This is a genomic window from Sulfurimonas sp. (genome assembly GCF_014859695.1).
GTDB lineage: Bacteria > Campylobacterota > Campylobacteria > Campylobacterales > Sulfurimonadaceae > Sulfurimonas.
Genome location: NZ_JACUTS010000023.1, coordinates 1 through 26,916 on the forward strand (window position 1 = coordinate 1; position 26,916 = coordinate 26,916).

Below are 26,916 nucleotides of genomic sequence, written 5' to 3' on the forward strand. Positions count from 1 at the left end.
TGCTTGGAGGAAATATTAAAAAACTTTGTTGTCTTTTAGAATGAATCAGCCGTGTGCAAAGCACTATATTTTTTGACCATAGATTCATTTTGCATCATCGTGGGTTTTAGATTATGCTTGCTAAAGAGGCTCTCTTTTGCGAGTAAAATTTCATCTCTGTTTTGCTGCACCATAAAGAGTTCAACGCCGAGCAAAAGTGCAATAAAAATCAGAATCGACCCAATCCGGTAAATCTTTTTTTTATCTACTATATAGTTAAATTTTTCAAGCACGATAGTCTGCTTTGGAAAGGCTCTGTCGTCTATATAAAACTCTTTTGCGCTTGTCTGCCAAGAGGATGGAACCATTAGCACAATGCCATCTTGCATGACCAGCGCCCGCTCTTTGTTGATAAGAAGAGGCAAATCTGTCTCACTGAAAAATGTTTGCGCAAAACAGATATTTGCAATATGCGCGCCGGAGATTCCATTTTTGGCAAGAAACTCCAAGATTTTCTTGTCTTCATAAGCAAATGCTAAAAAATAACCCTCTTCTTTATAAACGGCGTAGCTATAATTTCCCTTGGGCAAAATCTCTTCAAAAATGGAAGGGAGCAGCTTTTTGACATCTCGAACATGCTTTAGAGGCAGAGAAATCTTCTTTACCCAGTAAAATGATGGCGAGAGAATAATGTTGATTTTTTGCTCTGTACTCTTAAGTTCTAAGGATGGCTCTAAAGACGGCTCCAAAAAGAGCGTCTCTCTTTTTTTACTATATTTCGTAAACAAAATTTGATCCTTTTTTATTTTTCAAATCATATTCAAAGAGTATCTTTGCACTTTTGTTACCCTGCACAATAGCCACTTGAACCTCTATAAAAGGTTCAAAAAAAGTTGTGTCAAAAACCTCCTGAAGCACTACTTTTCTCTCATCGCTTATGGGCAGATCTTCATAACTTTCATAAAGATTCGATTTTTGCGCCAGTGAGAGTGCGCTTGCCTCATCAATACCGAGCATTAACATCCAGGTAGCGGGTGTTGCATAGTTAAGGTCTATCTTTGTTTTTTTCTCTTTGTTAAATGAAAAAAGAGTTTTCAAGTCTGCATTTTTTAGGCTCGTATCGCGATGTTGGCGTCTATATGCCTCATTTATCTGCTCTAAATGCTGCTGTGATGCGATATAGTCTCGGTACATGTAGGGCGCATCGTAAAAGAGTCTTGTGTGGTAGGATGCATCTTCTTTAATGCCGCTTATGCCATCTCTTAAAAAATCAATATACTCCTCTTGTACTCTAAATCTTTTAAGATACGCACCTAAATACTCCGCTCTTTGAACATGAAGCTTTGCGCTCTCATCTTGAAGCGAATTGATGTTAAAACGCCCTCTTGCACTCCCTATTTGAATCAAAACCTTCATATCTTCAATCTCGACAGGAATAAATTGCGTTTGGCTCAAAAAAAGAGCAAATGTCTCGGTGGCATTTGCATCACTAAGAGCATCTATCTCTTGAGAACTATTTAAAATAGACAAAACATCATCTAAAACAATCGCCGTTTGAAACATAAACTTTTCGCTCTGGGCATCTTGCGAAGCACTCTTCATCGCGCCAAGACCAATGCCGATGCCGATGGTTATCGCCATAATAAAAAAGATAGTCACCAAAAGCGCAATTGCATTTTTTCTTGTCGTTTTCATTTCAAACTACCCTATGCTCATGGAAAATATAGGTAAAAGCATAGCAGCAACTATAAAACCGATAGTTCCGCCTACAAAGAGCATAAGAGAAGGCTCAAGGAGTGTCAAAAGAGTGCTTATCTTGTCTCTATTCTCTTCAAAATAGAGCTCGGAGACATTTGTTAAAACATTTTGCAGTTGTGAAGTCTCTTCACCGACTGCAATGGATTGTATAAATGCATAATCAATCTTAATAGATGACGCATTTAGGGCAGAGGAGAGCTCTTTTCCCTCAACAACCATCTTTGATGCCTGCATAAAAAGTTTTTTTAAAACCAAATTGTTTAAAATATTTGCACTTAGATTTATTGTCTGCACAAATGGGACTCCCGAGCGCACAAGGAGCGAACCTATGTAAGCAAACCTAGCAAGCTCGCTTTTTTGCGCTATCTCTCCAAGGAGAGGAAGCTTTAAAATAGTTGCATCGATAAAGTAGGCAAATCTCTCATTTTTCGCTCTAAGTAGCACAAAAAGTGCGCTAAAGGCAACTATACCAAATAATATCGTACTGAAATGAGTGCTGAAAAAATCACCCAGTGCTATGACAAACCTTGTCGGTGCGGGAAGTTCTTGATTCATGCTCTCAAATATGCCTGTGATCTGCGGCACAACGAAAGAGAGCATAAAAGATATCATAAGCAAAGATACGACAATCATAAAAGATGGGTATGCGAAAGCTCCTTTGATCTCTTTGCGGATTCTCTCCTGCTCTTTTAAAAAGCGTGAGAGCTCCAAAAGCACTTCATCGAGTATTCCGCTACTTTGACTCACCCTGATTGACTCTTTGTAAAATTGGGGCAACAGGACAATGCTTTGGGTCTCAAGAGCGGTATAAAAATCTTTTCCCTCATCCAGATGCGTACTTACAGTCGCCAAAAAGAGTTTCATTTTTTTATTTTGCGCATAGTGTGTTTGAATGATTTTTAGTGCCGCGACGATACTTATGCCGGATTTTATATACATTGAGAGTTCGCGAGAGAGCAAAGAGAGCTCTTTTGGAGGAATCTTATATTTTGGGCTAAATGAAAAGTTCTCAAAAATAGCTTTTGGCTCTTCGCTTAGTGTTTCATAGATGATTTTTCTTGCTCTAAGCTTGCTTTTTGCTTCTTCAAAAGAGGAGGCTTCTATCTTGTCTCTTATTTTTTTGCCGTTCTCCTGGATGCCTACAAAACGATATATCATCTCATGACCTTATTATAGAGCTTCTCTTTGGACTCTATAAACTCTTCAAGCGAGTTGTAAAGCATGACTTCATTGGAATAAGCGGAAAAATCATAAACTTTCTCTTTAAACTTTACCAAAATTTGCTCCCCAATCCTGTCTCTGCCCATAGCGTACGAGAAGCAGACTCTCTGCTCAACATCGTTTCTATCAAAATAGAGCTCTTGTTGATACTCTACAACACCTAATAGCGGGTCGTACCGATATACTTCTACACTTATGTCCAAAAAATCCTCAAAAACTTCCTCAAAACCTTCGACAACTTCGCCGTCTACAAAAAGATTGCAACGGCTGCAGTCATCCAAGCAGAGAAGTTTTATCTCCTTTTCATACTCAATCTTAGTCAAAAAGCCCTTGAGCTCTTGAAGCGTTACCTTTTGACTTTGAGGCTTTGCAATCTTCTCAAAACTTCCGACCGCCAGATTGTAAACAACACCTATGATGATGACGACAATAAGCAGCTCTATAAGAGAAAAGGCCTTTCTCATAAAAGATTACCTTTTAACATGAAATATATCTTACTTACACTCACTCATTTTTATGTCGGCAGCTTCATCCTTGCCGCCCTCTTTTTTGTCCGCTCCAAGAGAGATAATCTCTACTTTTGAATCATCATTTATATAGATGAACTCATTTCCCCATGAATCTTTTGGCAATCTTGCATCCTTAAAGTAGCCGCTAGGCGCATAATTTGGGTACTTATCCTCGTCGGGATTTTTTGCAAGTGCTTCCAACCCCTCTTCTGTAGACGGGTAGATGCTATTGTTCACTTTAAACATATCAAGAGCGCCGTTGTAGATGCTCTTCATTTGAACACAAACAAGATTTCTTTTTGCCTCTTCGCCTTTGCCGACAAGACTTGGCATAACTATAGCAGCCAACAGTCCTAAAATAACGATAACTATCATAAGCTCTATAAGAGAAAAAGCTTTTCTAAAACGGATACTACTCATACAAAATTACCTTTAATTTCAACTTCTATTTTATATTGGCTCTCCAATACTCCCTAATCATCTCTTTCATTAACTGTAGAATACTGTAAAAAGCTTATTTTTTGCAAGTTTTTTATATGGAATGCTTCATTAAACTAGAGAGATTTAGATAAAAATGGTATTTAAAACTTAAAAAGAAGCGCTAAAAAACAACTTTTAAAGAGCTAAAATGCTGCCTATTTTAGCTCAATTGTTGGCATTTATTAGAATCTGTGTTGAAACGAGAAATAAAAGAGTATTATAGGGTTAGTGCAAGTCTAAAATATTAGATTGCTATAAAAGGAGATAAAATGTTTAAAGACGCTCGTAAAAAAATTATAGTTTGGTTTGTACCAATACTTGTGAGTATGTTCGTTATTGGATGTGGTTCAGAAGATCCGATTCTCGGACAATCTGTTAGCGAAACAAGCTTGGTCCCTACAGTAGTTGCCCCTAAAGTAATTGCTGTAACGCCTCTGAATAATGAGAGTAATGTCTCTTATAATCTTAAGCATATCACAGCAGAATTTAGTGTGGCAATGGACAACACAACAATAACCGACACTAGTTTTACACTCTTAGACGGTAATTCGACTGTAACAGGAACAGTTGATTATGCAAATAGAGTGGCAGATCTTACTCTTGATGCAAACCTAAGTCAAGATACGCTCTATACTGCTACCATTACTACCGCTGCCAAAGACACCAACGGCGTTGCGCTCGCAAACGATTATGTTTGGACATTTACGACGGGATCATCTGCCGACGAAACACCTCCTACTGTTCTCTCAACCAGCCCAAGAAATGGTGCTACAGGCGTATTATCGACAAAAATAGTTACTGCAACCTTTAGTGAGCCGATGAAGGCTCTCTCTGTCACAGCAGCAGGAGTTTTTACTCTGATTGAAACTAACAGCACGAATAGTGTAGATGGGAATGTATCCTACTCTGTAATTAATAAAATTGCTTCATTTAAGCCAACTTCTGTTTTAGCGCCAGATACCAATTACACGGCAAATATTAAAAATACGGTAACAGATTTGGCAGGCAACACAATGCTACTTGATTACAATTGGACTTTTGTAACAGCAGATGCAAACGTAACGGTAGAATTGGTGGACTTCGGGCTAGCTGCACCTTTTGGGATTGCTTCTACGGCAGGAGTAACAAACACTGGCACCGCGCCTAATACAGTTATAGATGGAGATGCTGTGTTGAATCCAACCGCTACATGTAACGGTGTTCAGATTTTATTTACTGATGGTCCTGGTTTTGGTCTTTGTGGCGGTTTTGCTCCATCAATTAATGGAACAGTAGTTACACCACTTTATCCAGATGCAATAACTGCACAACCTGTTACGGATGATTTACGTGCAGCCTATCTCAGTATTACTCCTGCAAATATGCCCGGAGGAACTGCAATAGCAGCCGGAACCACTTTAGGTGCTCCAATAGGAGACCCGCTAGTTGAGGGAGACAACCTCTTCTACACAGGCGTATATACATCAATCACATCAATTCTCATAACTGGTGACCTGACGCTTGATGCACAGGGTGACCCTGATGCTACCTTTGTTTTCCAATCAGCATCAACTGTTGGTACGGCTGTTGGTGCCCGTATACTATTAGCAGGCGGCGCTAAAGCATCAAATGTCTATTGGCAAGCAGGATCTGATGCAACACTCCAAACAAATACTGTCTGGAACGGCAACATACTTGCATATAGAGATATTACGATGGTTACGGGTGCTAGCTCATGCGGCAGACTGTTTGCCGGAGCTTTTACGGATGGTTTATTTGTATTTGACTCTAACCATGTTTCAGTACCTGGACACGCATCTGCACCTGGAACGTGTGAGTAAAAAGCATACAAAGTAGATACGAATCTTAGGAATATTCCTAAGGTTTGTATCAAGATATATAAATAAGAATTTAAGACTTTATAGGAGAAAAAATGAGAACTACAGTTATAAGAGCTACAAAAACAGCTAGTTTTTTACTGTTGGCAACTCTAGCCAACCCGTTGTTTGCCCAGACGACAACCACGGAGAACAATTCAGGCTGGTATATTGGTGCTAACATCGGTATGTCAACTGCAAATGTAGATGAGGGTGAGATTACCAAAAATTTAACAAACCCATCATACAGTGATGATGAGAGTGACTTTGGTTACAAGCTTTTTGGAGGCTACCTTTTTAACAAAAACTTTGCTCTAGAGGGCGGTTATTTTGATCTTGGAAAGTTTGACTACTCTCTAACCACAGGGACAGGAACAGCAGCAGGTGATATCGATATCATAGGTCTAAACCTTGATGCGGTCGGTATTTTACCTATTACAGAAGATTTCTCGGCATTTGGTAGAGTGGGAGTAATTTATGCTAAAGCAAAAGACTCTTTTAGCGGAAGCCTCTCCATACCAGAAAATGCTAAAGAGAGTGATTTCAACTACAAGTTCGGAGCCGGACTTCAATACGCAATAACTGACGCAGTAGCAGTACGCCTAGAGGCAGAACGCTATAGAATCAACGATGCAGTAGGTAATGATGGAGATATAGACCTTTTCTCAATCGGTCTTACATATAGATTTGGCGCAACAAAAGAGAGTGCTCCTGTTGCAGAGAAGGAAGAAGAAGTAATTGCTCCAGTTGCAGAAAAAGAAGTAGTAGTTGTTCCTGTTATGGTAGTAGCGGAAACAGAGGAAGAAGTTATTCTTGTATGTGATCTGGATGCTAAGGAGAAGATAAAAGGGTGCATAGAGAAAAAGAAACCAATGGCTCTTGTTTTTGAGGAGATTAATTTTGAATTTGACAAGTCTGAACTTAATCAAGAGGCAAAGAGAGCACTTAAAAAAGACCTCGAGCAACTAAAAGATAACTCTAACATTAGAATGATCGTTGCAGGTTATGCATCTAAAAGCGGTACAAAAGAGTACAACCAAAAGTTGAGCGAAGAAAGAGCGCAGTCTGTTAAAGACTTTTTAGTACAAGAGAAGATTTTACCGGCAAATAAGATTTCTACTGTTGGTTATGGAGAGACAAGACCTGCACAATATGAGGCAAATCCAGAAAGTGATGTTTACTCAAAAGCAGCAAAAGCTAACATGAGAGTTGTACTTAAAATAGTTCACGAATAGTTGAGGTAGTGAGGGTAAAATATACCCTTACCTCTATTTAATAGTCTCGAGTCTTAACTCTGGATATTTTTCGTGAAAAATACGTTCACTCTCATCGGAGAGTCTTGTTCCCTCAATGATTTCTTGATTTCCTTTTTCAATCTCCTCTTTACCGGTCGCAATGTCTTTCTCTCCTGACTTAATCAGTTTTTCACCATGCTTGACTAACTTCTCACCTGATTGCTTTAGTGCTGAACCCTTGTCCCAATCCTCAGCTATCTCTTTTTGATCTGCCGCATGCATACGCATAAAATCACCTTTTGTAGGCTCTTTTGCAGCACATCCAGCAAAAACCGCCATTGCAACAACGACACTGCCTATTATTTTTAATCTACTCATAACAACTCCTCATATCTTTGTTTGTAATCTCTTACTTTACTATTATATCAAATTAATACATCATTACATCCAGTGTTTGAGCGCTAAACTATTCACTATCGGATGGAAACTTAAACTGTCCCTCCATAGCAATCGTCTCATCTCTTCCAAATATGATTATATCTTTGTCCACTTCTATCTCATTTGCGTCTATTTTATCAGGGTACTCTACAAAATTCAAGATGTGTTTTATGGTATTTATCCTCGCTTTTTTCTTGTTGTCACTCTTTACCACCGTCCATGGTGCAATCTCTGTATGCGTGGCACTTAACATCATATACTTAGCAAGAGCATACGCGTCCCAGAGTTCTTGAGCTTTGGCATCTACCTCGGAAAATTTATACTGCTTTAGAGGGTCTTGCTCTCTTTTTGCAAATCTTCTAGCCTGCTCCTCTTTTGAGACTGAGAAGTAAAACTTGAAAATCTTTATCTCCTCATCTGCTATCATCTTCTCAAACTGCGGGGCATCCTTTAAAAATCTGTGATGCTCCCTCTCGCTGCAAAACCCCATAACAGGCTCTACCATAGCTCTGTTATACCAGCTTCTGTCAAAAAAGACTATCTCGCCCGCAGATGGAAGATGCGCCACATATCTTTGAAAATACCACTGAGTTCTCTCTTGGTCGCTTGGTTTTGAGAGAGCTACGACTCTAGCACCCCTCGGATTGAGATGCTCTATGATTCTCTTAATAGTTCCGCCCTTGCCGGCCGCATCACGCCCCTCAAAAATCATAACAACCTTAAGCCCCTGCTCTTTTACATGATTTTGAAACTTTAAAAGCTCAATTTGAAGCCTGTTTAGTTTATCTTCATATATAAGAGTCTCCTCTTTTACCCATATACGGACTCTACCCTCTTTACTCTTCTCTCTTCTGTCTTTATCTGCTTTTCTTCTGTCGGTATCAGCTTTTCTTTTATCTTTCATAAAACTCCTTTACATAACTATATTAATTATTATTTTAATCACTATACTGTTTTTTAATGGCAAGTATCTCCTCTTGTATGGCAAAAAAAGCATCTACCACTTCCGGATCAAAGTGCCCGCCTCTTCCCTCTTTGATGATGGAGAGTGATTTTTCTACCGAAAACGCTTCCTTATAAGGTCGTTTGGAGATTAATGCATCAAATACATCGGCAACGGCGGCAATGCGACCGGCAATCGGTATCTGAGTTCCTTTTAAGCCATCAGGGTAGCCGCTTCCATCAAATTTTTCGTGATGCGAGCGAGCTATAATCTCTCCCATTTTAATGAACTCAGCATCAGAATCTTTGAGAATTTCTGCGCCGATGTGTGCATGTTGCTTCATAATTTCCCACTCTGAAGCATCAAGCTTGGCAGGTTTTAGCAATACTTTATCCAGTGTTCCAATTTTTCCAATATCATGCATAGCTGCGGCATAAAGAATAGTCTCAACCGTATGTTCGTCCAATCCCATTTGACGGGCAATTGCTGCACAATAGTGGCTCATACGCACGATATGTGCGCCGGTCTCTTCATCTTTGTACTCCGCAGCCAGAGAGAGCCTATGAATCGTCTCTAGAGAAGCTTCCTTTAGCTTTTTTAGCGCACGCTTTATCTCCTTTGTTTTCTTAGCCACTTCACTCTCAAGCTCTTTTTGGTAATTACTTAGCAGGTCATTGTATGCCTTAACTTTAAGCAGAGAACGAACCCTTGCCACAAGCTCACTCTTCTCAACCGGCTTGGAGATAAAGTCATCACAGCCGGCTTCAATTCCCCTCACTCTATCCTCAGTCTCATGCAGGGCGGTAACCAGAATTATCGGCAATAATCGCATTGTTTCATTTTGTCTCACCCTTCTGGCAACTTCAAAACCATCCATCTCAGGCATCATAACATCAAGTAAAATTAAATCTACCTGATGAGAAGCAAGCTTCTCTAACGCTTCTGCGCCGCTTGATGCCGTGAGTATTTCATAACCCTGCGGAGCAAGATAGGCTTCGAGCAGCTCTATATTTTGAGGCAAATCATCAACAATTAAAATCAAAGGGTTCTTCTGCATGCTCTGTTTCCTCTAAACTTACTTAATAAATTTGCTAATCTCTTTCGCAAATGTGCGCGTATCTATCGGCTTAGATATATACCCGCTGTTTAAAATGGCTATTATCTCTCTTCTCTCTTTCTCCAAAACCGAAGCAGTAACAAAAACAACCGGAATATCGCTTGTATCTTTATCTTGACGTAATATTTTGACGACCTCTGTACCGTTCATATCCGGAAGTCGTACATCCATAATAATAACATCAGGCTTCTCTTTTCTAATCATAGCAATACTGTCAGCGCCATTCATAGCTTCAAAAACCTCAAAGCCTGCAACCTCTAAAAGATCTTTTTCTAACATTAAATTGTTTGCATTATCATCAACAACAACGACTCTATTTTTCATCACACATCTCCTTTTACTCTTTTGATAGGCAGAGTAAATCGCACCAAAGTGCCTTTGTTGACTCCCTCTGATTCTACGGTAAATTTGCCGCCATGCAGCTCAACTAGCTTTTTGGAGAGTGGCAAGCCGAGACCGGTTCCCTCCGTAACACGAGAATAGGGAGTATCAACACGAAAAAAACCTTCAAATATTTTTTCCATATTCTCAGATGCAATACCAATTCCCGTATCCCAGATTACCGCCTCTATCTCTTTGCCGACCCTCTTCGCCCGAACTCCGATTTTACCACCCTCCGGTGTGAATTTAATCGCATTGGAGAGTAGATTATAGAGTATCTCCTTTACCTTAAGCTCGTCCGCTTCAATATTTGGCAGGTCGTCATCAATTTCAAGCAACATGTTAAGCTTTTTTTTATGAACCAAATCTGTAACTAACATTGAGATTTCATTAAGTATAGTAGACATAGAGATAGTGGACAACGAGAGAGTCATTTTTCCGGCTTCAACTTTTGCCATATCAAGTATCTGGTTTATCAGCGCAAGAAGATGTTTACCGCTAACCAACACATTATTAACATACTGCTTCTGTTTCTCATTAAGCGGGCCAAACGTCTCATCGTAAAGCACTTCAGAAAAACCGTTAATCGAGTTGAGAGGGGTTCTGAGTTCGTGGGACATGTTTGATAAAAACTCTGATTTTACCTTGGCAGCGCGCTTTAACTCACTTGCCAACTCTGTCAACTCTTCATGAGCTTTTTCAAGTCCGGCTTCTATCTCTTTACGCTCGGTAATATCCTCGATTGCCAGAAGAATAATTTTCTTTTTGCCTCTGGCTTGCTTAATCTGTCTGGCATTTAAAAGCATAATGCGTCTGCCGATTGTTGTAAACTTATGCTCGACTTCATAGTTGTCAAAAGTGGTTTTTTTGGGAAGAACGGTCTCTAGCAGTTCTCTGAGTTTGGGTATATCCCACTGCTTATTTCCCAAATCATAAATAAGCTCTCCAATAGTATCCTCCGGCGAAACCTTGAAAACTTCATAAAAGGAGCGGCTGGCTGTAACCACTCTAAGGTCTTGGTCTAAAACGACTAATGGTTCCCGTACGGTATTAATGATGCTATTGACAAACTCACTGGCTTCATCTGCAGTTTTTTTAATAACTTCAAGTTCTTTTCTTGTCTTTTCCAGTCCGGCCTCTATCTCTTTACGCTCGGTAATATCCTCGATTGCCAAAAGAATAATCTTTTTTTTGCCTCTGGCTTGCTTAATCTGTCTGGCATTTAAAAGCATAATGCGTCTGCCGATTGTTGTAAACTTATGCTCGACTTCATAGTTGTCAAAAGTGGTTTTTTTGGGAAGAACGGTCTCTAGCAGTTCTCTGAGTTTGGGTATATCCCACTGCTTATTTCCCAAATCATAAATAAGCTCTCCAATAGTATCCTCCGGCGAAACCTTGAAAACTTCATAAAAGGAGCGGCTGGCTGCAACTACTCTAAGGTCTTGGTCTAAAACAATTAATGGTTCTCGCACAGTGTTAATGATGCTCTCTGAGTATTCCATTGCTCTTTTATCCTCTTTTCGACACACAATTTTTTAAATATTATATAAAATTCAACTTAAATTACAATTCGTTATAATGATATACCAAATAAAATAAAAACAAGCACTAAATATCATAAACACTTACATCTTTGGTAACCATTTCGTAACCTTTTTGTAATCAACATTGCATAGAATTCCGGACTTAAATTTTTACGGGAGAGTGCTGTTGAGTAATATAATAGATAAAGTTTTTGCAAATGCAGCAAAATTTATAGCCATCGGCGTATTGCTTCTTGTTGCTTGGATTTTTACCGTACTTTTTGAACACTCGCTTGAATCCATAGAAGCCTTCGGATTTAGTTTTTTAACCGAGACAAAATGGGCGCCGAATTTAGAGAAGTTTGGAGCGCTTCCTGCTATCTACGGTTCCGTTGTTTCAACCTTTTTAGCCATGATTTTGGCTGTTCCTTTAGCTATCGGTGTTGCCATATTTCTGAGCGAAATCGCACATGCAAAGATTAAAACACCCGTAGGCGTCTCCATAGAGCTTTTAGCCGCAATTCCATCCGTCATTTACGGCATGTGGGGGCTTTTTTACTTTGTTCCTATTATCCGCGATATATTTGGCGGTATCGGCATCAGCATGTTAACGGCGGGAATCGTTCTCTCCATTATGATACTTCCATTTATGGCAGCAGTTACTCGTGATGCCATGAACACGACGCCAGACATTCTTAAAGAGTCGGCTTACGCACTTGGCGGAACAAAATGGGATGTCGTCAAAGATATCATCATCCCATACGCTAAAGCCGGGATTATCGGTTCGTTTATTTTAGCGCTCGGGCGTGCAATCGGCGAAACCATGGCAGTAACATTCGTAATGGGTAACGTCCATAAAATCTCGGCAGATTTAACACAGCCCGCAACGTCGATTCCCGTAACATTGGCGAATGAGTTTGCAGAAGCAGACAGCGGACTTTACTATTCGTCGTTGTTTGAGTTATCGCTTCTACTATTGGTTATAAGTTTTACGATTATCTCGATAGCCAAATTTTACTTTTTGCGCAGAAAAAGGATTGGACAATGACTCACACTCAAAAAAGAATCGTAACAAACAAAATAATCATGGTTCTCTCCACTCTCTCAGCAGTCATCGGGATAGGCTTTTTACTCTGGATTCTCAGCGTCTTGGTTATAAACGGTGTTGATGCGCTAAGTGCTACCATTTTTCTCAACGAAGGAGCACCTCCGGGCAATGAAAACGGCGGATTAAAACATGCTCTCATTGGGCAGCTTCTTCTTGTCTCTTACGCATCGCTTTTTGGCGTTCCACTCGGAATATTGGCGGGAACATACCTGAGCGAATACGGTCTTAAGTCAAAACTTGCAGAAACCATCCGTGACATCTCTGACATCATGATGTCTGCACCTTCCATCGTTATCGGTGCTTTTGTTTATGCAATAGTTGTCGCTCCGAGTGGACAATTTAGCGGTTGGGCGGGCTCTATTGCGCTTATGATTATAATGCTGCCTATTATTTTAAGAACAACCGATGACATGCTTCATCTTGTTCCCTCTACTCTAAGAGAGGCTGCTTTTGCACTTGGAGCGCCTAAGTATAAAGTGATTATTCAAGTTGTTTACCGCGGTGCAAAAGCAGGTGTTTTAACAGGAGTTTTACTTGGAGTTGCCCGTGTTGCGGGAGAGACTGCTCCTCTGCTCTTTACGTCGTTTAACGATAACTTCTTAAACACCGATATGAGCCAGCCGATGGCTTCATTAACGGTTACCATGTACAACTATGCAACAAGTCCGTATGAGGATTGGCAGAAACTTGGGTGGGCGGCTGCTTTTATACTAAGTATGTTTATTTTAACGCTCAACATACTCGGACGACTATTTTTATTGAAAAAAAGGGGTAAATAATGGCGACTATTGTCGATATAGCCACAGAGAAGGCGCTTGAAGTTAAAAACTTTGAATTTACATACGCAGGTGCGGATGAGCCAAATATAAAAAAACTGACTATGCCTATTGCAAAACATAGCATAACTGCGCTCATAGGACCCTCAGGATGCGGTAAAACAACACTTCTTAGAAGTTTCAACCGTATGCACGATCTCTATCCTGGCAACAAATACGACGGAGAGATTCTCTTTAAAGAGAAAAATATCTTGGGCCCAAAAGAGGATCTTATAAAACTTAGAACCCAGATTGGGATGATTTTTCAAAAACCTACTGCATTTCCTATGAGCATATTTGACAATGTTGCTTACGGACTTAGGCTTCAAGGGCTAAAAAACAAAACAGAACTTCAAGACAGAGTAGAAAAAGCGCTTCAAGATGCAGCCATTTGGCAAGAAGCAAAAGAGAGACTAAGACATGACGCAAATGGACTCTCAGGCGGGCAACAACAGCGGCTCTGCATCGCAAGAGCTATTGCGGTTGAACCTGAAGTGCTTCTTTTTGATGAGCCGACTTCAGCGCTTGACCCGATTTCTACGGCGGGAATTGAAGAACTGGTCGTTGAGCTAAGAAAGAGGGTTTCCATAATTATAGTTACCCATAACATGCAGCAAGCCGCACGTGTAAGTGACTATACGGGATTTATGTATTTGGGTGAACTCGTGGAGCTGGGTCGTACCGAAGAGATTTTTGTTACACCAAAAGAGAGACTAACTGAAGAGTATATTACCGGAAAATTCGGTTGATAATAAAAGGACAAATATGTTAACAAAATATGATACAAAAATAAATACCATAAGAGAGAAGATATCTCAGCTTTTAGGCGACATAACCTCTGCTGATGAGCTCTCTTTAGAAGCTTTTAAATTATCCGATACCGCTAAATTTAAAGAGGTAGAGAAGAACCTTGGTAAGATCGGCTTAAAGGGCGATGATATCGATAACGAGATTATAAAAACATTCGCACTCTATGGACCCGAAGCAAAAGAGCTTAGATTTTTAGTAGCCTACCTAAAGATGACCAATGAAATCATCCGTATTGGCGAGGGTGTGAAAAAATATGCCCGCAGAATGAGTGAGCATACCAATTGCGAATGTGATATTGAACCTTTCAAGCCTAGCATCCTGCTTCTTCATAAAAGCAGCGTAAATGCTCTAAAATATATCTTAGAGTGTTTTGATAAAAAAGAGGATTGTAACTATGAAGACAACTACAGAAAAGTTCTTGTTGAAGAGAGCATGAACGATGATCTTTTTGCAGTTTTAGAAAAAGAGATACTAAATAAAATCATTGATGAAAAAGAGCTCTCAATCGACTATGTAAAAATACTCGGAAGCCTTAGAAAACTAGAGAGATCATGCGACAGAAGTGTTAATATTGCAAATCTCATGATGTATGCACATCAAGGCGGAGAAATAAAACTTTTTAAGTGATTCTACTAATGTTACGCACTAAAACAAGCTAATGCGGTTTTCACGAAGTGAAAATGTTTCTTTAGAAAACGAACTCGTCCGTTTTAGTGGCAGGGACATGTGTCCCTACAACCCCCTTACCATGGAGTATGCCATTGGTTAGCATACCTAAAAGCTACTCCTGTCTTTCAGAAAGGAGAGAAAAATATCATAATTGCTTAAAATTTAAGCAATTATTCTTTTTTTTAAAAAAATAAATTGGATATACTGTTATTTATAAAATTTAGGAGACAGAAGTAATGGGAAAATTTGTAAATAATATAGAAGAGTTTTTTACTTTTTGCGAAGAAAATGATGTTCAGTTTGTAGACTTAAGATTTACGGACATCAAAGGCACTTGGCACCATGTAAGCTACCGCACGAGTGCAGTAACAAGAGAGATACTAGAAAACGGTTTCCCGTTTGACGGCTCATCTATTGATGCATGGCAGCCGATTAACAAATCTGACATGATTTTAAAAGCAGATGTTCCTACGGCATTTTTGGATCCTTTTACTGCAGACCCTACCGTCATCGTATTTTGTGACGTTTATGACATATATAAACATCGCATGTATGAGAGATGCCCGCGCTCTATCGCAAAAGCTGCGCTGAAACATGCTGAATCTTTAGGTATTGCAGACGCTGCATATTTTGGACCTGAAAATGAGTTCTTTGTTTTTGACAATATCCAATTTGTCGACAACCCTAATGAAGCGGGATACAAGATTGACACTGAAGAGGGTGAGTGGAACTCAAACACAAGCTACTCAGACATGTACAATTCAGGTCACAGACCGGGAAAGAAGGGCGGTTACTTCCCTGTAGCTCCAACTGACAGCATGGTTGACTTAAGAGCTGAAATGATGCTGGTTTTAGAGCAAGTCGGTCTAGAGGTAATTCTTGGACATCATGAAGTTGCTCAGGGTCAAGGCGAAATCGGTATCGTATTTTCAGACATGATTACGGCAGCTGATAATGTTCAAAAACTAAAATATGTTATAAAAATGGTAGCGCACCTAAACGGCAAAACTGCTACATTTATGCCAAAACCTATATTTGGCGACAACGGTAACGGTATGCACGTACACCAATCACTCTGGAAAGATGGCAAAAACCTTTTCTATGAGAAAGGAAACTACGCTAACATAAGCGAAATGGCGCTTCACTATATCGGCGGTATATTCAAACATGCTCGCTCGCTTGCAGCATTTACAAACCCGACGACAAACTCTTACAAGAGACTTATCCCAGGATTTGAAGCTCCTTCAATTTTGACATACTCTATGCAAAACCGTTCTGCATCTTGCCGTATTCCTTACGGTTCGGGTGAGAAATCAACTCGTGTTGAGATGAGATTTCCAGACTCGACTGCATGTCCATACTTAGCATTCTCAGCTATGATAATGGCTGGACTTGACGGTATAAAAAACAAAGATATCCCAGTCGGTCCGATGGATGAGGATTTATTTGAACTTACTTTAGATGAGATACGTGAAAAAGGCATACCTCAAATGCCTCATACGCTTCGCGGTTCACTAGAGTCGCTTATCCGTAACAATGACTTCTTAAAACCTGTATTTTCGCAAGAATTTATCAGTGCATACAAAGACTACAGATTTCAAAGAGACGTTTGGCCTGATGAGGGTCGTCCTACTGCTTATGAGTTTAAAACTACATACCAGTGTTAATCGGCTTTTAAACTTTATATCCCGCTTTTTTGCGGGATTACCTTCTCTTTTAAAACAATCAACTAACCAAAATTTGCTATAATTCGCATTACAATAATTGTATACAAGAGTGCATTGTTGAAATTCAAGTTTAAAGATATATTATGAAAAATATTCCACAGGGAAAATATCGCCCCTATCCGAAGATAGATTTGCCTCAAAGAAAGTGGCCTGAGAATACAATAACAGAAGCTCCTGCGTGGTGCAGCGTTGATTTACGCGACGGAAATCAAGCACTTATCAACCCTATGGACATGAACAAAAAACTATCTCTCTTTGCACTCTTACTCAAAATCGGATTTAAGGAGATTGAGGTTGGTTTTCCATCCGCTTCTAAGGTGGAGTTTGATTTTTTACGCCACCTTGTAGATGAGTCTCTTATTCCTGATGATGTGACAATTCAAGTCTTGGTTCAAGCAAGAGAGCACCTTATTGCCAAGACTTTTGAAGCGCTTAAGGGCGTAAAAAAAGCTACCGTGCATCTTTACAACTCGACATCGACCGCTCAAAGAAAGATTGTTTTTCAAAAATCAAAAGAGGAGATTATCGCTCTTGCACTAGAGGGTGTTGATTTGGTCAAAAAGTATGAGAAGAAGCATGACGGAGAGATATTTTTAGAGTATTCGCCCGAGAGTTTTACGGGAACAGAGCTTGAGTTTGCCGCAGAGATATCCAACGCGGTAACGGCAAGATGGGGTATTGGCAGCAACAGAAAAGTTATTATCAACCTTCCTGCAACGGTGGAGATGTCGACCCCAAATGTTTATGCCGACCAAATTGAGTGGATGAACCGACATTTGCATAACCGCGAAAATGTCATTATCTCAACGCATACACATAACGACCGAGGAACAAGCGTAGCCGCAACGGAGTTGGCACTTTTAGCTGGAGCGGACAGAGTAGAAGGCACACTTTTGTGCAACGGCGAGAGAACGGGAAATGTGGACATAATTACTCTTGCACTTAACATGACAACGCAGGGAGTAGAGTCAAACCTTGACTTTAGCGATGTAAATGAGGTCTTAGAAATCGTTGAGAGATGCACGGAGATAGAGACTCATGTGCGTCACCCTTATGTCGGAGAACTTGTATATACGGCATTTTCAGGCTCACACCAAGATGCCATCAACAAAGGCTTAGCTTACAGAAAAGTTCACAATGAGATCTTTTGGGAAGTTCCTTATCTGCCAATAGACCCTGAGGATGTGGGAAGAAGCTATGAGAGCATTATCCGCATCAATTCGCAATCGGGCAAAGGCGGAGTTGCCTATATACTGGAGAAAAATTTCGGATATCAGCTTCCAAAAGCGATGCACCCCGAAGTTGGCAAGCTTGTGCAAGAGGTAAGCGATAAAAAAGGGCAAGAGCTCACCGCTGAGGAGCTTTTTGAGATTTTTAATGAGAACTACTTCAGAGTAAAAGAGCATATCTCACTGGTAGATTTTACGGTCTCTAGCGTAAGGGGCATCTCAAAGTGTACGCTAACATACTTCCATGACGGCATAGAGATTGTAGCGGATGGAGAGGGCAACGGACCCGTGGATGCGTGCAAAGATGCTCTTATGAAAGAGTATAAAAACGAGTTTAGTATAAACTCATACTATGAGCACTCTCTTGGAAACAAAAGCTCTGCAAAAGCTATCGCTTACATAGAGATAGAAACAGAAGAGACCCTCTCCTGCTTTGGAGTAGGCTCTGACAACGACATAGCTACGGCTTCTGTCAAAGCACTCTTTTGTGCATTAAATAGAGCTTTTCATTAGATTTTAAAGCTAAAAGAACTACTTCTTTTAGCTTCACCGACCACACCTTTTATGCAAAAACTTTACAAAAAAACATATCGCTAACACTTTTATAATATAATTGAGTATGAAAAAAAGAATCCTGCTTTTAGAAGATGACTCCATCTTGGGTCAAACCCTTGTCGAACTGTTAGAGGCTGAGGGTTATGCAGTTACTCTTGCAAGAAGCGGCGATGAAGCGGCAGATGCATCTTATGAGGATGTATTTGATCTCTATATATTTGATATAAACGTTCCAGACATCAATGGACTTGAACTTCTAAAATCCCTTAGAGAAGCGGATGACAAAACCCCGACCATATTTATAAGCGCCCTTGTTGATTTGGGCTCCATCTCAAAGGCTTTTGCCGTAGGAGCACAAGACTACATCAAAAAACCCTTTTTTCCAGAAGAGCTTCTAATCAGAGTAAATGCCAAATTTGCAAACGTTGATGCGACCATAAAGTACAAAGATTTAGAGTACAACCCCAAAACAAAAACTCTTAAAAAAGATGCAAAGACGATAGCGCTCGGAGAGGTTCAAGAGAGACTCTTTAGCCTCTTTATAAGAAATATCTCTCAGGTTATCACTCAAGATATGCTGCTAGATTGCTTAGAGAAGCCCTCTTTGTCTGCGCTTAGAGTTGCACTTACAAAGCTGAAACAGACGACTGGGCTTAATATTAAAAATCTCCGCTCGGTAGGATATATAGTTGAGTAGAGCGGAGATTGAATCATTTTTAAAGAGCTTTTTGCTCTTTTTTGGCTCTCTTGGCATCCTAATCGCAACGCTCTTTTACATAAACTACACAAAAGAGATTCAGACACTAAACGAGCAGCTCTTCTCGGAGATGAGGCTCTGCAGTTTTGACTTAAAATGTGAAAAATTTGAGATAGAGTTTATAGAACCAAAAAACCAAAAGCTCTATACGCTCTACAAAAACGAGGAGGGCTTAAAGAGTTACTACCCTATTCCAAACTCGCAAAAATATATAATGGAGCTTGGTTTTAGTTCACAAAATTACGGCGTAGAGCTTCAAAAGCTGCAAGAAAAAGCTTTTTACAGCTTTTTAGCAATTCTCGCTGTAGTTTTTCTCCTCTCCATGCTCTTCTCCGTCTATGCGCTCTACCCTCTAAGAAGTGCCCTGCTTCTTACACAGGAGTTTATAAAAGATATACTTCATGATTTTAACACTCCGCTCTCATCCCTTAGGCTAAACAGTGCGATGCTTAAAAAAGAGATGGGAGATAACGAAAAGATAAAGAGAATAGAGAAGAGCGTGGAGAACATCCTTGGCCTGCAGCAGCATCTGCGCGCATATCTGCAGAACCATCTGGAGGAAAAAGAGAAGTTTGACGCTAAAGAGATAGTTGACAAAAACATCTATATGCTTGAGAAAAACTACCCAGATATTGAGTTTAAAGCGGAGATGACTAAGAGGGAAATATTTACCAACAGAGACGCCTTCTTGCGCATAATTGAGAATATTTTATCAAATGCAGCCAAATATAACAGAGCTAATGGTTTCGTCAAAGTAAGCTACAATGATAAAAACGCTACTCTACATATAACAGACACCGGCAAAGGGATAAAAAATCCCAAACGTATTTTTGAGAGATTTTATAAAGAGCAGGAGAGAGGTCTGGGAATCGGTCTTCACATAGTAAGAAAACTATCTGAGGAGCTAGGCATTAAAATAGAGGTAAAAAGCGAGCTTGGAGTCGGAAGCGACTTTTCCTTAAATCTCTCCAAACTAATAGTTCGCTAATCTCTTGCTTATAAAGAACTAACACTTTTATGTGATACTTTTACCATCAAAAACAAAAGGATTGAGAAATGAAAACACTAAAGTTAAGTGTAGCTTTAATGCTGCTTGGAAGTTTGAGCTTTCTCTTGGCAGAAGTAGAAGTGGATGCCCAAATTGAGGCTTTAAAAACGGCGACACCGCAAGAGAGAGTCAGACTTATGAATGAGTTTAAAACAACTCTGTCCACGCTAAGTCAAGAGGAGAGAGAAGCGGCTATTGAGCAGTTTCGTTCAAGTATGGATGCCCAAAATAAACAGATACAGTCCAAAGAGAGAATCAGAGAGAGAGTTCGCGTAAATCAGATGGATGAAGTTAGAGAGAGACAAGAGGATCAAAGAATGAATCAAAATCAAATCGGCTCTCAGTATATTCAACAAAATCCAAGCGTTACGCCTGATATGAGCGGTACGCCAAACAGATTTATGAACAAATAGAGCAGTACAAAATTTACTAAAAGCGGCACTAACAAGTGCCACAAAAGGACAAACATGTTTAAAAAAGCACTTATTCTCATAATGGCTACTTCACTTACTCTCTTGGCGTACAGCGACTACGATATGGACGGCGTTGAGGACAATATCGACAAATGCCCAAACACCTCCTTTAACGAGCTAGTGGACATAGAAGGGTGCACTATAAAAGTGCTAGGCAACGAACACCACTTCAGTATTATCTACGGTATTGGTCTCTCCGAGGCAGATTATGCCACGGTTAAAAACTCAGATACACTCACCCAAAGCCTGCAGGTAGACTACTACTATCAAAACTTCTCTCTTCAAGCCAGTACATCATATTACAGCTCTGATGAAGAGAGCGGACTAAATGACACATTTATCGGGGCATATTACAAACTCTCTCCATTAAATGAACTGACTCTTAGAGTCGGCGGCGGAGTTCTTCTTCCTACCTATGACACAGAACTTGAGAACAACAATATAGATGTAGTGGCGAGTGCGAGTTTTAGCTATATGGTAGAAAAAATAAACCTCTTTGGCGGGTACAGCTACACAATGGTTAACGATGATGATATTTTGGGGATAGTCTCATACCAAGATACGCACTCATATAGCGGAGGTGCTGGAGTTCATGCCTCTAGCAACCTATATATAAGCGGCTACTACACAATCAGTGATAGCGTCTACAAAGATGCCGATGAGATAGAAACACTCTCTTTATACTCTTTTTATAGTATAGACACAAATTGGTTCACAACATTTGGCTATTCGCATGGCTTAAGCGATAGCGCAAGTGAAAACTCACTTACGCTTCGTCTGGGATACTACTTTTAAAAAAGCAGCATCTCTTGTGAGTTTACTTCCATTTTACTCTCTATTCTTTAAAAATTTTTAAGGCTAACCCTAAAAACATTATGTTACAATCAATCATAACAAAATAAGGAGTTCTGCTATGTTAAAAAAAACAGTAGTAGGTAGTTTGATAATTCTACTTTTCACCTCACTTAATGCTTACGATCTTAAAACAAACATGTTGCAGCTTGGAGTGGAGCTTGCCGAAGTTCAAAAATCATTTATTGCCAGCGACCAGAAGGGCGTAGAAGATTCAATCAAGCGCTTTTCACAACATGCGCATGATTTATTGGGGAACAAAGAGAACTTCTCTGCTATGCTCCCAGAGAACAAGAAACATAAAGCAAATGAAGCGGTTATGAGTGCGCAAATCATAAGCCATAATGTTCAAATAATTTTAGATGCAATTGAAAACAAATACAACCAATCAGGCATAGTTCGTCGTGAAGAGTCACAAAGAGCTTACACCTACATAGAGCATGCATGCTTTCGTTGTCACAACATAGTGCGAGATAAGTATTAAAAAAGCAGCATCTCTTGGGAATTTACTTCCGCTTCTACTCGAGGCGGTTTTGATATATCGCTGAAAAACTCTGGATTTCCGTTTATATTTACTTCCATTACTCCATCAGGCTTTTCAAATTTTCTTTGAATCTGCGGATAGAGTCCCAGAACCTCTTCATAAAACATTGCAAAAGCAGGTCCTGCTATTTTTCCGCCGGTCTCTTTTCTGTGCATCGGCGTATTATCATCGTTTCCAAACCAGACAACAGTCTCTATAGTAGGAGAATATCCTGCGAACCATCCATCTATATTGTTATTTGTAGTTCCGGTTTTTCCGGCAAGCTCTATCCCTTTGACATTTGCCCTTCTTCCCGTTCCTTTTTTTATAACGTCTTGAAGAATAGTAGTCATGATGTAAGCCTGCGTCTCTTCTGTGATAAAACGAGTACGTTCAGCTTTTTCATAAATTGTAGTCGTGCCTTTATCGATATAGCGAATAAGGTGCGGCTCAACCTGTATACCGCCGTTTGCAAAAGATGTATAGTATTTTGCAAGCTCCAGAGGCGAGAGCGTAATACTCCCCAGCGCAATAGATAGGTCTGGCGGAAGATTTGCTATACCGAACTTCCTAAACTCCTTAAGAAGTGCACTAAGACCTATATCATTTACAAGGTTTATAGTAGCCAGGTTTCTAGAGTGTACAAGAGCCTCTCTAAGCGTTAAAAGTCCTCTGTAGTTCTTCTCATAATTTTTAGGCTGCCACTTTAGCTCTTCGCCATTTTTTTCATATGTATATGTTCTAGAAATATCGATTAATTCCGTTGCCCCCGAGTAGCCCAGATCTATAGCTACCTGATACACAAAAGGCTTAAATGCAGAGCCTGGTTGACGGCGTCCTTGTGTCGCTCTGTTATATGAGCTTTTTTGATAATCTACACTTCCTACAAGCGCTAAAATATCCCCTGTTTTTGAGTCAAGAGAGACAAGGGCACCGTTTAAAATAGATGTGTTTATATCGAGCTGGAGTTCAAGATCAGGGTTTGAGGCACCTCTTCTCTTGTCATTTTCAATATAACCCTCAACTCTCTTAACAGACATATCGTAAGCTTTTTTGAGCGAATCTCTTGCCGCTGCTTGAAGTCTCATATCTATTGTCGTATATATTTCGTATCCGCCGCTTTTTATATCCCCTATACCGAGCTCCACCGCTCTTCTTAGAACCTCATCAACTATAAAAGGTGCGCTGTTTTGCGTCAAAGTATCGTCAAAAACCTGCGGCGATTCAAGCAGTGCATCATTATAAGTATCTTCATCAATCCACCCAAGTGCATACATTCTGGCAATTACACGATTCGCCCTGCCCATAGAGATCTCATAATTTTTTGTCGGAGCGTAAGTGCTTGGTGCCTTTGGCAGACCTACCAAAAGTGCCATCTCTTTTAGGGTCAAATCACCGAGTTTTTTATGAAAATAGCCGTCCGCCGCCGTTTTGATTCCGTAGTAGCCGTGCCCGAAGTAGATCTCATTTAGGTATCTCTCTAAAATCTCCTCTTTGGTGAGTGCCATCTCTACTTTTAAAGCGTAGATAAGCTCTTTTATCTTTCTTGATATCTTTTTCTCTCTGGTTAGGAGTTTGTTTTTAACAAGCTGCTGCGTAATCGTGCTGGCACCCTCAACCAACCCTCCTGCTTTTATATCTTTGATGATTGCTCTAAAAATCGCATCTATATTTATGCCCGGATGTTCAAAAAATGTCGTATCTTCTATAGCCAAAAGTGCTTCTATAGCTCTTGGAGGAATCTCGTTAAACTCGGCGTAATATCTATGTTCGCCCTCAAAAATATTGGCTATTTTTTCGCCGTTTTTATCATAAAAGCGTGTCGTTAAAGAGGGTTTGTACTCTTTTAGCGAAGATATATCATAATCTTCTCCAACCAAAAAGTAGCCCAAAACCAAAAATGGTGTTATAAACCCGATTATAAGGAGTGTGAAAAATATATTTTTAAAAATTTTCATACTCTAAAACTCCTGTTTGCAAAATTTGCATCAATTAAAACCTTTGTATATTCGTTCTGCGGATTTTGTAGAACATCTTGCATCTTTGCACTCTCCACAACTTTTCCATTTTTAATAACACAGATATCTTCGCATAAAATTTTAGCAGAATTCATGTCATGTGTCACAAAAAGTATCTTAAAACCAAACTCCGCCTGCAGAGATTTTAAAAGATTCAAAATCAAAACTCTGCTCTTTGGATCAAGCGCCGTAGTAGGCTCATCAAGCAAAATAAGCTCCGGCTCACTGCTAAGCGCCATAGCGATTACAACACGTTGAAGCTGCCCTCCTGAGAGCTCTGGAGGAAATCTCTCAAGCAGCTCCATCTCAAGTCCGACCTGAGTAAAGAGTTTTTTAACTCTTTGTTGTGAAACAAAAAACTGACTCTTTATCTTCGTAAGAGGAGAGAGCGCCGTAAATGGATTTTGAGGCACAAAAGCCAGAGTCTTCCCTGCAATAAGCTCAAAATTACCCTCATGCTCAAGTTCCATCTCCATGCTATTTGGAAGCATATTTAAAAGAGCTTTAATCGTCAAGCTCTTGCCGCTTCCGCTCTGCCCTACAAGTGCTAAAGAGGATGAGATTTCAAAAGATATATCTACCAACTCTTTTGTGGGAGTTTTTATTCGCAGTTTTGTTATATTCATTATCTTATTTTAGCTAAATTTTTGCACAACTCTCTTAAGCTATCGCAACTCTCGCCGAGCCTTGCTATCAATCGCACGATAGCGCTCTCAACCGTCGGTTGCCTAATTGCTCCGATGGCAAATCCTCTCTCTTTAAGACTCTCTTTAATCTCAATAACCCTCTTGTTGTCGTTTATAGGGATTGGGACAATAAGCCCCTCTACTCTGATGCCAAGCTCCTCATAGACAATATTTTGGCGCTTTTTTACCTCGCTCTTTAGAGACTCTCTGTTTTGCAAAATATACATAAGCGCGTTATGCGCCAAAAGCGTATCGTACAGAGAGAGCGAAGTAGCGTAAATAATAGGCTTTGCACGATTTATAAGATACTTAGTTATATGTGATGAAGCCAGTATGAAAGCGCCAAAACTCCCGTAAGCTTTCCCTAGCGTACCCATCTTGATGTAGTTTGGTTTTATCCCAACTTTATAGTAATCAAACACTCCCATAAGATTATCTCCTACCACGCCGCTGCTGTGTGCTTCATCTACTATCAAAATGGCATCATATCTATCGCAAATCTCAAAAACCGCTCTATCGACCAAATCACCGTCCATAGAGTAGATTCCCTCAACGGCTACTATTTTACGCTTTGCATCCGATGATTTTAAAAGATTTTCAAGCTCTTGCATGTTGTTGTGAGAAAAAAACTTTACATCTACGCCCTTTATGTTTGATGCAAGCACCCCCGAAGCATGGTACTTCTCATCCATAAAAAGAGTATCTCCTCGCCTCACAAGAGACTCTATAAGAGCAATATTTGCGTTAAATCCGCTTCCTAAAATCACCCCATCTTCAAAGCCGTTTGCCTCGCATAAAGCTGCCTCAAAATCTTTGTGGATTTGATGATAACCGTTTACTAAGAGTGAGGCTTTTGAGCTGTGAAGAGACATTTTTGAGAGCGTTTTGCAGGTGCTCTCATGAAGCTCTCTGTTGTGAGCAAGACCGAGATAGTCGTTTGAAGCAAAATCCAAAAGAGAGCTATCGTAAACTTCCCTTTTTCTATATCTTTTAGCTTTTTTTAGTGCACGCAACTCACTCTCATAGTACATTATCGAACCACAACCTTGTTTCTGCCTGCATTTTTCGCCTCATAAAGTGCCTTGTCTGCTCGCTTAAACGTCACTTCCAAATCCTCGCCTTTTATATACTCCGTTACTCCGAAGCTCATGGTGATTGCAAAAATCTTCTTATGCGCCTCCACTTTGGCTCTGATTTTATCGGATATTTTATAGGCATCGGATTTATTAATATAAGGAAGAATAAAAGCAAACTCCTCTCCCCCTATTCTGCAAAATATATCGCCGTCTCTTAGGTGCGAAGATATAAGTTTTGTATACTCTATTAAAACAGCGTCACCGACATCATGCCCACAGCTATCGTTTATCTTTTTAAAATGGTCAATATCAAAGATAACGAGCGAGAGCGGGTAAAAGTAGCGGTTAGCATTGGAGCTCTCTTTTTTAATCTGCACATTGTAGTAGTATCTGTTTTTTATCTTTGTAAGAGGGTCTGTTATATTAGTATGTTCAAGCTCCTGTTGATAAAGCTTCTCTTTTGTTATATCTGAAAATATAGCGCTATAGTGTCCATCTTCTTCAGATATAAGCGAAACGCCTACTGTAAAGTAGTACTCCTTTGCGTCATAAACAATCTTGACTTGATTATTTTTTGGATTTTCAATAACAGACTCAAGCCAATTTTTACCCTCAGTCTCTCTTTGTACATACCCCTCCTCCTCTACAAAAAAATCAGATATCGAACTATGCTCTTTTTTAAACTCTTCAAGCGTTTTATATTTGTAAAAATATTTAAAAAACGTTTTGTTCACATTAACTATATTATTTTTATCTACTACTACAACTATATTTGAAGATGAATCTATGATATTTTTGTAGTACATTCTTTGTTTGTTGTTTTTGTTATAGATATAATTGCTTAAAGTTACGGCAACAATCATGGAGAGAATAAGAGCGATACTGAACCACTTATAGACAAAAAAATTAAAATCATCCTTAGAGATTTTTAGCGCACGCATGGAATCTTCCACAAAATCTATATAGAACCACCCGCTCAAAAGCAGCATCGCTATAACAATAATACTGACTATGGTAAATCTGTTTAATCTCAAAATAGTAAACCTTTTTTTATTTATTTTAACAATTTTTTTATTTACTCAACTTTCGCACCTAAATCCAAGCAATTCTTGAGTTGTGCTTCGTAGTGT

The 26,916-nt window shown here is 39.7% G+C and carries 27 protein-coding genes; 13 read left to right on the plus strand and 14 right to left on the minus strand.

Annotation, left to right across the window (positions count from 1 at the left end):
• Positions 1-35 precede the first annotated feature (35 nt).
• Genes IBX42_RS05975 through gspG form a run of 5 tightly spaced genes read right to left on the minus strand, consistent with a single transcriptional unit; the run spans position 36 to position 3,887 of the window.
• The gene (locus IBX42_RS05975; protein WP_294930279.1) at positions 36-767 is read right to left on the minus strand and encodes a hypothetical protein; all 732 of its coding nucleotides are present in this window, start codon (positions 765-767) and stop codon (positions 36-38) included.
• Positions 751-1,674, minus strand: coding sequence for a hypothetical protein (locus IBX42_RS05980; protein ID WP_294930282.1), 924 nt, complete (start codon positions 1,672-1,674; stop codon positions 751-753). The genes IBX42_RS05975 and IBX42_RS05980 overlap by 17 nt, the downstream gene beginning before the upstream one ends.
• Before the next feature lie 6 nt (positions 1,675-1,680).
• Positions 1,681-2,895: a type II secretion system F family protein gene (locus IBX42_RS05985; protein WP_294930285.1), complete on the minus strand. Its 1,215-nt coding sequence runs from the start codon at positions 2,893-2,895 to the stop codon at positions 1,681-1,683.
• The gene (locus IBX42_RS05990) at positions 2,892-3,422 is read right to left on the minus strand and encodes a prepilin-type N-terminal cleavage/methylation domain-containing protein (protein ID WP_294930288.1); all 531 of its coding nucleotides are present in this window, start codon (positions 3,420-3,422) and stop codon (positions 2,892-2,894) included. The genes IBX42_RS05985 and IBX42_RS05990 overlap by 4 nt, the downstream gene beginning before the upstream one ends.
• 30 nt (positions 3,423-3,452) lie before the next feature.
• A complete protein-coding gene (gspG, locus tag IBX42_RS05995; RefSeq protein ID WP_294930291.1) occupies positions 3,453-3,887 on the minus strand; it encodes a type II secretion system major pseudopilin GspG in 435 nt (144 codons plus the stop codon).
• Positions 3,888-4,216: 329 nt separating this feature from the next.
• Between gspG and IBX42_RS06000 the strand changes: the two genes are divergently transcribed.
• Positions 4,217-5,767, plus strand: coding sequence for an Ig-like domain-containing protein (locus tag IBX42_RS06000; protein ID WP_294930293.1), 1,551 nt, complete (start codon positions 4,217-4,219; stop codon positions 5,765-5,767).
• A gap of 92 nt (positions 5,768-5,859) precedes the next feature.
• A complete protein-coding gene (locus tag IBX42_RS06005; RefSeq protein WP_294930296.1) occupies positions 5,860-7,038 on the plus strand; it encodes an outer membrane beta-barrel protein in 1,179 nt (392 codons plus the stop codon).
• Positions 7,039-7,071: 33 nt separating this feature from the next.
• On the opposite strand, the gene IBX42_RS06010 is transcribed toward IBX42_RS06005, so the two are convergent.
• From IBX42_RS06010 to IBX42_RS06030, 5 genes are all read right to left on the minus strand, one after another.
• The gene (locus IBX42_RS06010) at positions 7,072-7,416 is read right to left on the minus strand and encodes a hypothetical protein (RefSeq protein WP_294930300.1); all 345 of its coding nucleotides are present in this window, start codon (positions 7,414-7,416) and stop codon (positions 7,072-7,074) included.
• 88 nt (positions 7,417-7,504) lie between these two features.
• The gene (gene ppk2, locus IBX42_RS06015; protein ID WP_294930303.1) at positions 7,505-8,380 is read right to left on the minus strand and encodes a polyphosphate kinase 2; all 876 of its coding nucleotides are present in this window, start codon (positions 8,378-8,380) and stop codon (positions 7,505-7,507) included.
• A gap of 34 nt (positions 8,381-8,414) precedes the next feature.
• The gene (locus IBX42_RS06020; protein ID WP_294930305.1) at positions 8,415-9,476 is read right to left on the minus strand and encodes a two-component system response regulator; all 1,062 of its coding nucleotides are present in this window, start codon (positions 9,474-9,476) and stop codon (positions 8,415-8,417) included.
• A gap of 18 nt (positions 9,477-9,494) precedes the next feature.
• Positions 9,495-9,860 carry a response regulator gene (locus IBX42_RS06025; protein ID WP_294930309.1) on the minus strand — a complete coding sequence of 122 codons (366 nt, stop codon included), beginning with the start codon at positions 9,858-9,860 and terminating at the stop codon, positions 9,495-9,497.
• Positions 9,860-11,419 (minus strand): PAS domain-containing sensor histidine kinase, encoded by a 1,560-nt coding sequence (locus IBX42_RS06030; RefSeq protein ID WP_294930312.1) that lies wholly within the window; start codon positions 11,417-11,419, stop codon positions 9,860-9,862. The genes IBX42_RS06025 and IBX42_RS06030 overlap by 1 nt, the downstream gene beginning before the upstream one ends.
• A 208-nt stretch (positions 11,420-11,627) precedes the next feature.
• On the opposite strand from IBX42_RS06030, the gene pstC reads away from it, so the two are divergent.
• The 11 genes from pstC (at position 11,628) to IBX42_RS06085 (ending at position 21,967) form a co-directional block, all read left to right on the plus strand.
• Entirely contained in the window at positions 11,628-12,488 is an 861-nt protein-coding gene (pstC, locus tag IBX42_RS06035; RefSeq protein ID WP_294930315.1) for a phosphate ABC transporter permease subunit PstC, read from the plus strand.
• Positions 12,485-13,327, plus strand: coding sequence for a phosphate ABC transporter permease PstA (gene pstA / locus IBX42_RS06040; protein WP_294930318.1), 843 nt, complete (start codon positions 12,485-12,487; stop codon positions 13,325-13,327). Before pstC ends, pstA begins: the two co-directional genes overlap by 4 nt.
• Entirely contained in the window at positions 13,327-14,112 is a 786-nt protein-coding gene (gene pstB, locus IBX42_RS06045; RefSeq protein ID WP_294930321.1) for a phosphate ABC transporter ATP-binding protein PstB, read from the plus strand. Before pstA ends, pstB begins: the two co-directional genes overlap by 1 nt.
• A gap of 16 nt (positions 14,113-14,128) precedes the next feature.
• Positions 14,129-14,800 carry a PhoU domain-containing protein gene (locus IBX42_RS06050; RefSeq protein ID WP_294930324.1) on the plus strand — a complete coding sequence of 224 codons (672 nt, stop codon included), beginning with the start codon at positions 14,129-14,131 and terminating at the stop codon, positions 14,798-14,800.
• Positions 14,801-15,078: 278 nt separating this feature from the next.
• Positions 15,079-16,509, plus strand: a complete 1,431-nt coding sequence (gene glnA, locus IBX42_RS06055; protein WP_294930327.1) for a type I glutamate--ammonia ligase — start codon at positions 15,079-15,081, stop codon at positions 16,507-16,509.
• Between the two features lie 143 nt (positions 16,510-16,652).
• Positions 16,653-18,311: a 2-isopropylmalate synthase gene (gene leuA / locus IBX42_RS06060; protein WP_294930331.1), complete on the plus strand. Its 1,659-nt coding sequence runs from the start codon at positions 16,653-16,655 to the stop codon at positions 18,309-18,311.
• Between the two features lie 106 nt (positions 18,312-18,417).
• On the plus strand, positions 18,418-19,050 hold the full coding sequence (locus IBX42_RS06065) for a response regulator transcription factor (protein WP_294930334.1): 633 nt from the start codon (positions 18,418-18,420) through the stop codon (positions 19,048-19,050).
• Positions 19,043-20,098 carry a HAMP domain-containing sensor histidine kinase gene (locus tag IBX42_RS06070; protein ID WP_294930337.1) on the plus strand — a complete coding sequence of 352 codons (1,056 nt, stop codon included), beginning with the start codon at positions 19,043-19,045 and terminating at the stop codon, positions 20,096-20,098. The genes IBX42_RS06065 and IBX42_RS06070 overlap by 8 nt, the downstream gene beginning before the upstream one ends.
• Positions 20,099-20,166: 68 nt before the next feature.
• Positions 20,167-20,571 (plus strand): hypothetical protein, encoded by a 405-nt coding sequence (locus IBX42_RS06075; RefSeq protein ID WP_294930340.1) that lies wholly within the window; start codon positions 20,167-20,169, stop codon positions 20,569-20,571.
• 54 nt (positions 20,572-20,625) lie between these two features.
• Complete coding sequence (locus IBX42_RS06080) at positions 20,626-21,426, plus strand: thrombospondin type 3 repeat-containing protein (RefSeq protein WP_294930342.1); 801 nt, start codon at positions 20,626-20,628, stop codon at positions 21,424-21,426.
• Between the two features lie 118 nt (positions 21,427-21,544).
• On the plus strand, positions 21,545-21,967 hold the full coding sequence (locus tag IBX42_RS06085; protein ID WP_294930345.1) for a hypothetical protein: 423 nt from the start codon (positions 21,545-21,547) through the stop codon (positions 21,965-21,967).
• Here the strand turns inward: IBX42_RS06085 and IBX42_RS06090 are convergent.
• From IBX42_RS06090 to IBX42_RS06105, 4 genes are read right to left on the minus strand one after another with little or no spacing between them, the layout of a single operon-like run.
• A complete protein-coding gene (locus tag IBX42_RS06090) occupies positions 21,964-23,964 on the minus strand; it encodes a PBP1A family penicillin-binding protein (protein WP_294930348.1) in 2,001 nt (666 codons plus the stop codon). The genes IBX42_RS06085 and IBX42_RS06090 overlap by 4 nt on opposite strands.
• Positions 23,961-24,650 (minus strand): ATP-binding cassette domain-containing protein, encoded by a 690-nt coding sequence (locus IBX42_RS06095; protein WP_294930351.1) that lies wholly within the window; start codon positions 24,648-24,650, stop codon positions 23,961-23,963. Before IBX42_RS06095 ends, IBX42_RS06090 begins: the two co-directional genes overlap by 4 nt.
• Positions 24,650-25,741 (minus strand): aminotransferase class I/II-fold pyridoxal phosphate-dependent enzyme, encoded by a 1,092-nt coding sequence (locus tag IBX42_RS06100; protein WP_294930354.1) that lies wholly within the window; start codon positions 25,739-25,741, stop codon positions 24,650-24,652. The genes IBX42_RS06095 and IBX42_RS06100 overlap by 1 nt, the downstream gene beginning before the upstream one ends.
• Positions 25,741-26,820: a sensor domain-containing diguanylate cyclase gene (locus tag IBX42_RS06105; protein ID WP_294930356.1), complete on the minus strand. Its 1,080-nt coding sequence runs from the start codon at positions 26,818-26,820 to the stop codon at positions 25,741-25,743. The genes IBX42_RS06100 and IBX42_RS06105 overlap by 1 nt, the downstream gene beginning before the upstream one ends.
• Positions 26,821-26,916 lie beyond the last annotated feature (96 nt).

Bases quoted from the DNA above. Each gene is read 5' to 3' on its own strand.
- IBX42_RS06050 (WP_294930324.1), top strand. From the start codon at position 14,129: ATGTTAACAAAATATGATACAAAAATAAATACCATAAGAGAGAAGATA.
- IBX42_RS06095 (WP_294930351.1), bottom strand. From the start codon at position 24,650: ATGAATATAACAAAACTGCGAATAAAAACTCCCACAAAAGAGTTGGTA.
- IBX42_RS05985 (WP_294930285.1), bottom strand. From the start codon at position 2,895: ATGATATATCGTTTTGTAGGCATCCAGGAGAACGGCAAAAAAATAAGA.
- IBX42_RS06080 (WP_294930342.1), top strand. From the start codon at position 20,626: ATGTTTAAAAAAGCACTTATTCTCATAATGGCTACTTCACTTACTCTC.
- gspG (WP_294930291.1), bottom strand. From the start codon at position 3,887: ATGAGTAGTATCCGTTTTAGAAAAGCTTTTTCTCTTATAGAGCTTATG.
- IBX42_RS06065 (WP_294930334.1), top strand. From the start codon at position 18,418: ATGAAAAAAAGAATCCTGCTTTTAGAAGATGACTCCATCTTGGGTCAA.
- IBX42_RS06100 (WP_294930354.1), bottom strand. From the start codon at position 25,741: ATGTACTATGAGAGTGAGTTGCGTGCACTAAAAAAAGCTAAAAGATAT.
- IBX42_RS05980 (WP_294930282.1), bottom strand. From the start codon at position 1,674: ATGAAAACGACAAGAAAAAATGCAATTGCGCTTTTGGTGACTATCTTT.
- IBX42_RS06090 (WP_294930348.1), bottom strand. From the start codon at position 23,964: ATGAAAATTTTTAAAAATATATTTTTCACACTCCTTATAATCGGGTTT.
- pstA (WP_294930318.1), top strand. From the start codon at position 12,485: ATGACTCACACTCAAAAAAGAATCGTAACAAACAAAATAATCATGGTT.
- IBX42_RS06025 (WP_294930309.1), bottom strand. From the start codon at position 9,860: ATGAAAAATAGAGTCGTTGTTGTTGATGATAATGCAAACAATTTAATG.
- IBX42_RS06075 (WP_294930340.1), top strand. From the start codon at position 20,167: ATGAAAACACTAAAGTTAAGTGTAGCTTTAATGCTGCTTGGAAGTTTG.
- IBX42_RS05990 (WP_294930288.1), bottom strand. From the start codon at position 3,422: ATGAGAAAGGCCTTTTCTCTTATAGAGCTGCTTATTGTCGTCATCATC.
- IBX42_RS06000 (WP_294930293.1), top strand. From the start codon at position 4,217: ATGTTTAAAGACGCTCGTAAAAAAATTATAGTTTGGTTTGTACCAATA.
- IBX42_RS06020 (WP_294930305.1), bottom strand. From the start codon at position 9,476: ATGCAGAAGAACCCTTTGATTTTAATTGTTGATGATTTGCCTCAAAAT.
- pstB (WP_294930321.1), top strand. From the start codon at position 13,327: ATGGCGACTATTGTCGATATAGCCACAGAGAAGGCGCTTGAAGTTAAA.
- IBX42_RS06010 (WP_294930300.1), bottom strand. From the start codon at position 7,416: ATGAGTAGATTAAAAATAATAGGCAGTGTCGTTGTTGCAATGGCGGTT.
- IBX42_RS06085 (WP_294930345.1), top strand. From the start codon at position 21,545: ATGTTAAAAAAAACAGTAGTAGGTAGTTTGATAATTCTACTTTTCACC.
- ppk2 (WP_294930303.1), bottom strand. From the start codon at position 8,380: ATGAAAGATAAAAGAAAAGCTGATACCGACAGAAGAAAAGCAGATAAA.
- glnA (WP_294930327.1), top strand. From the start codon at position 15,079: ATGGGAAAATTTGTAAATAATATAGAAGAGTTTTTTACTTTTTGCGAA.
- leuA (WP_294930331.1), top strand. From the start codon at position 16,653: ATGAAAAATATTCCACAGGGAAAATATCGCCCCTATCCGAAGATAGAT.
- IBX42_RS06005 (WP_294930296.1), top strand. From the start codon at position 5,860: ATGAGAACTACAGTTATAAGAGCTACAAAAACAGCTAGTTTTTTACTG.
- IBX42_RS06030 (WP_294930312.1), bottom strand. From the start codon at position 11,419: ATGGAATACTCAGAGAGCATCATTAACACTGTGCGAGAACCATTAATT.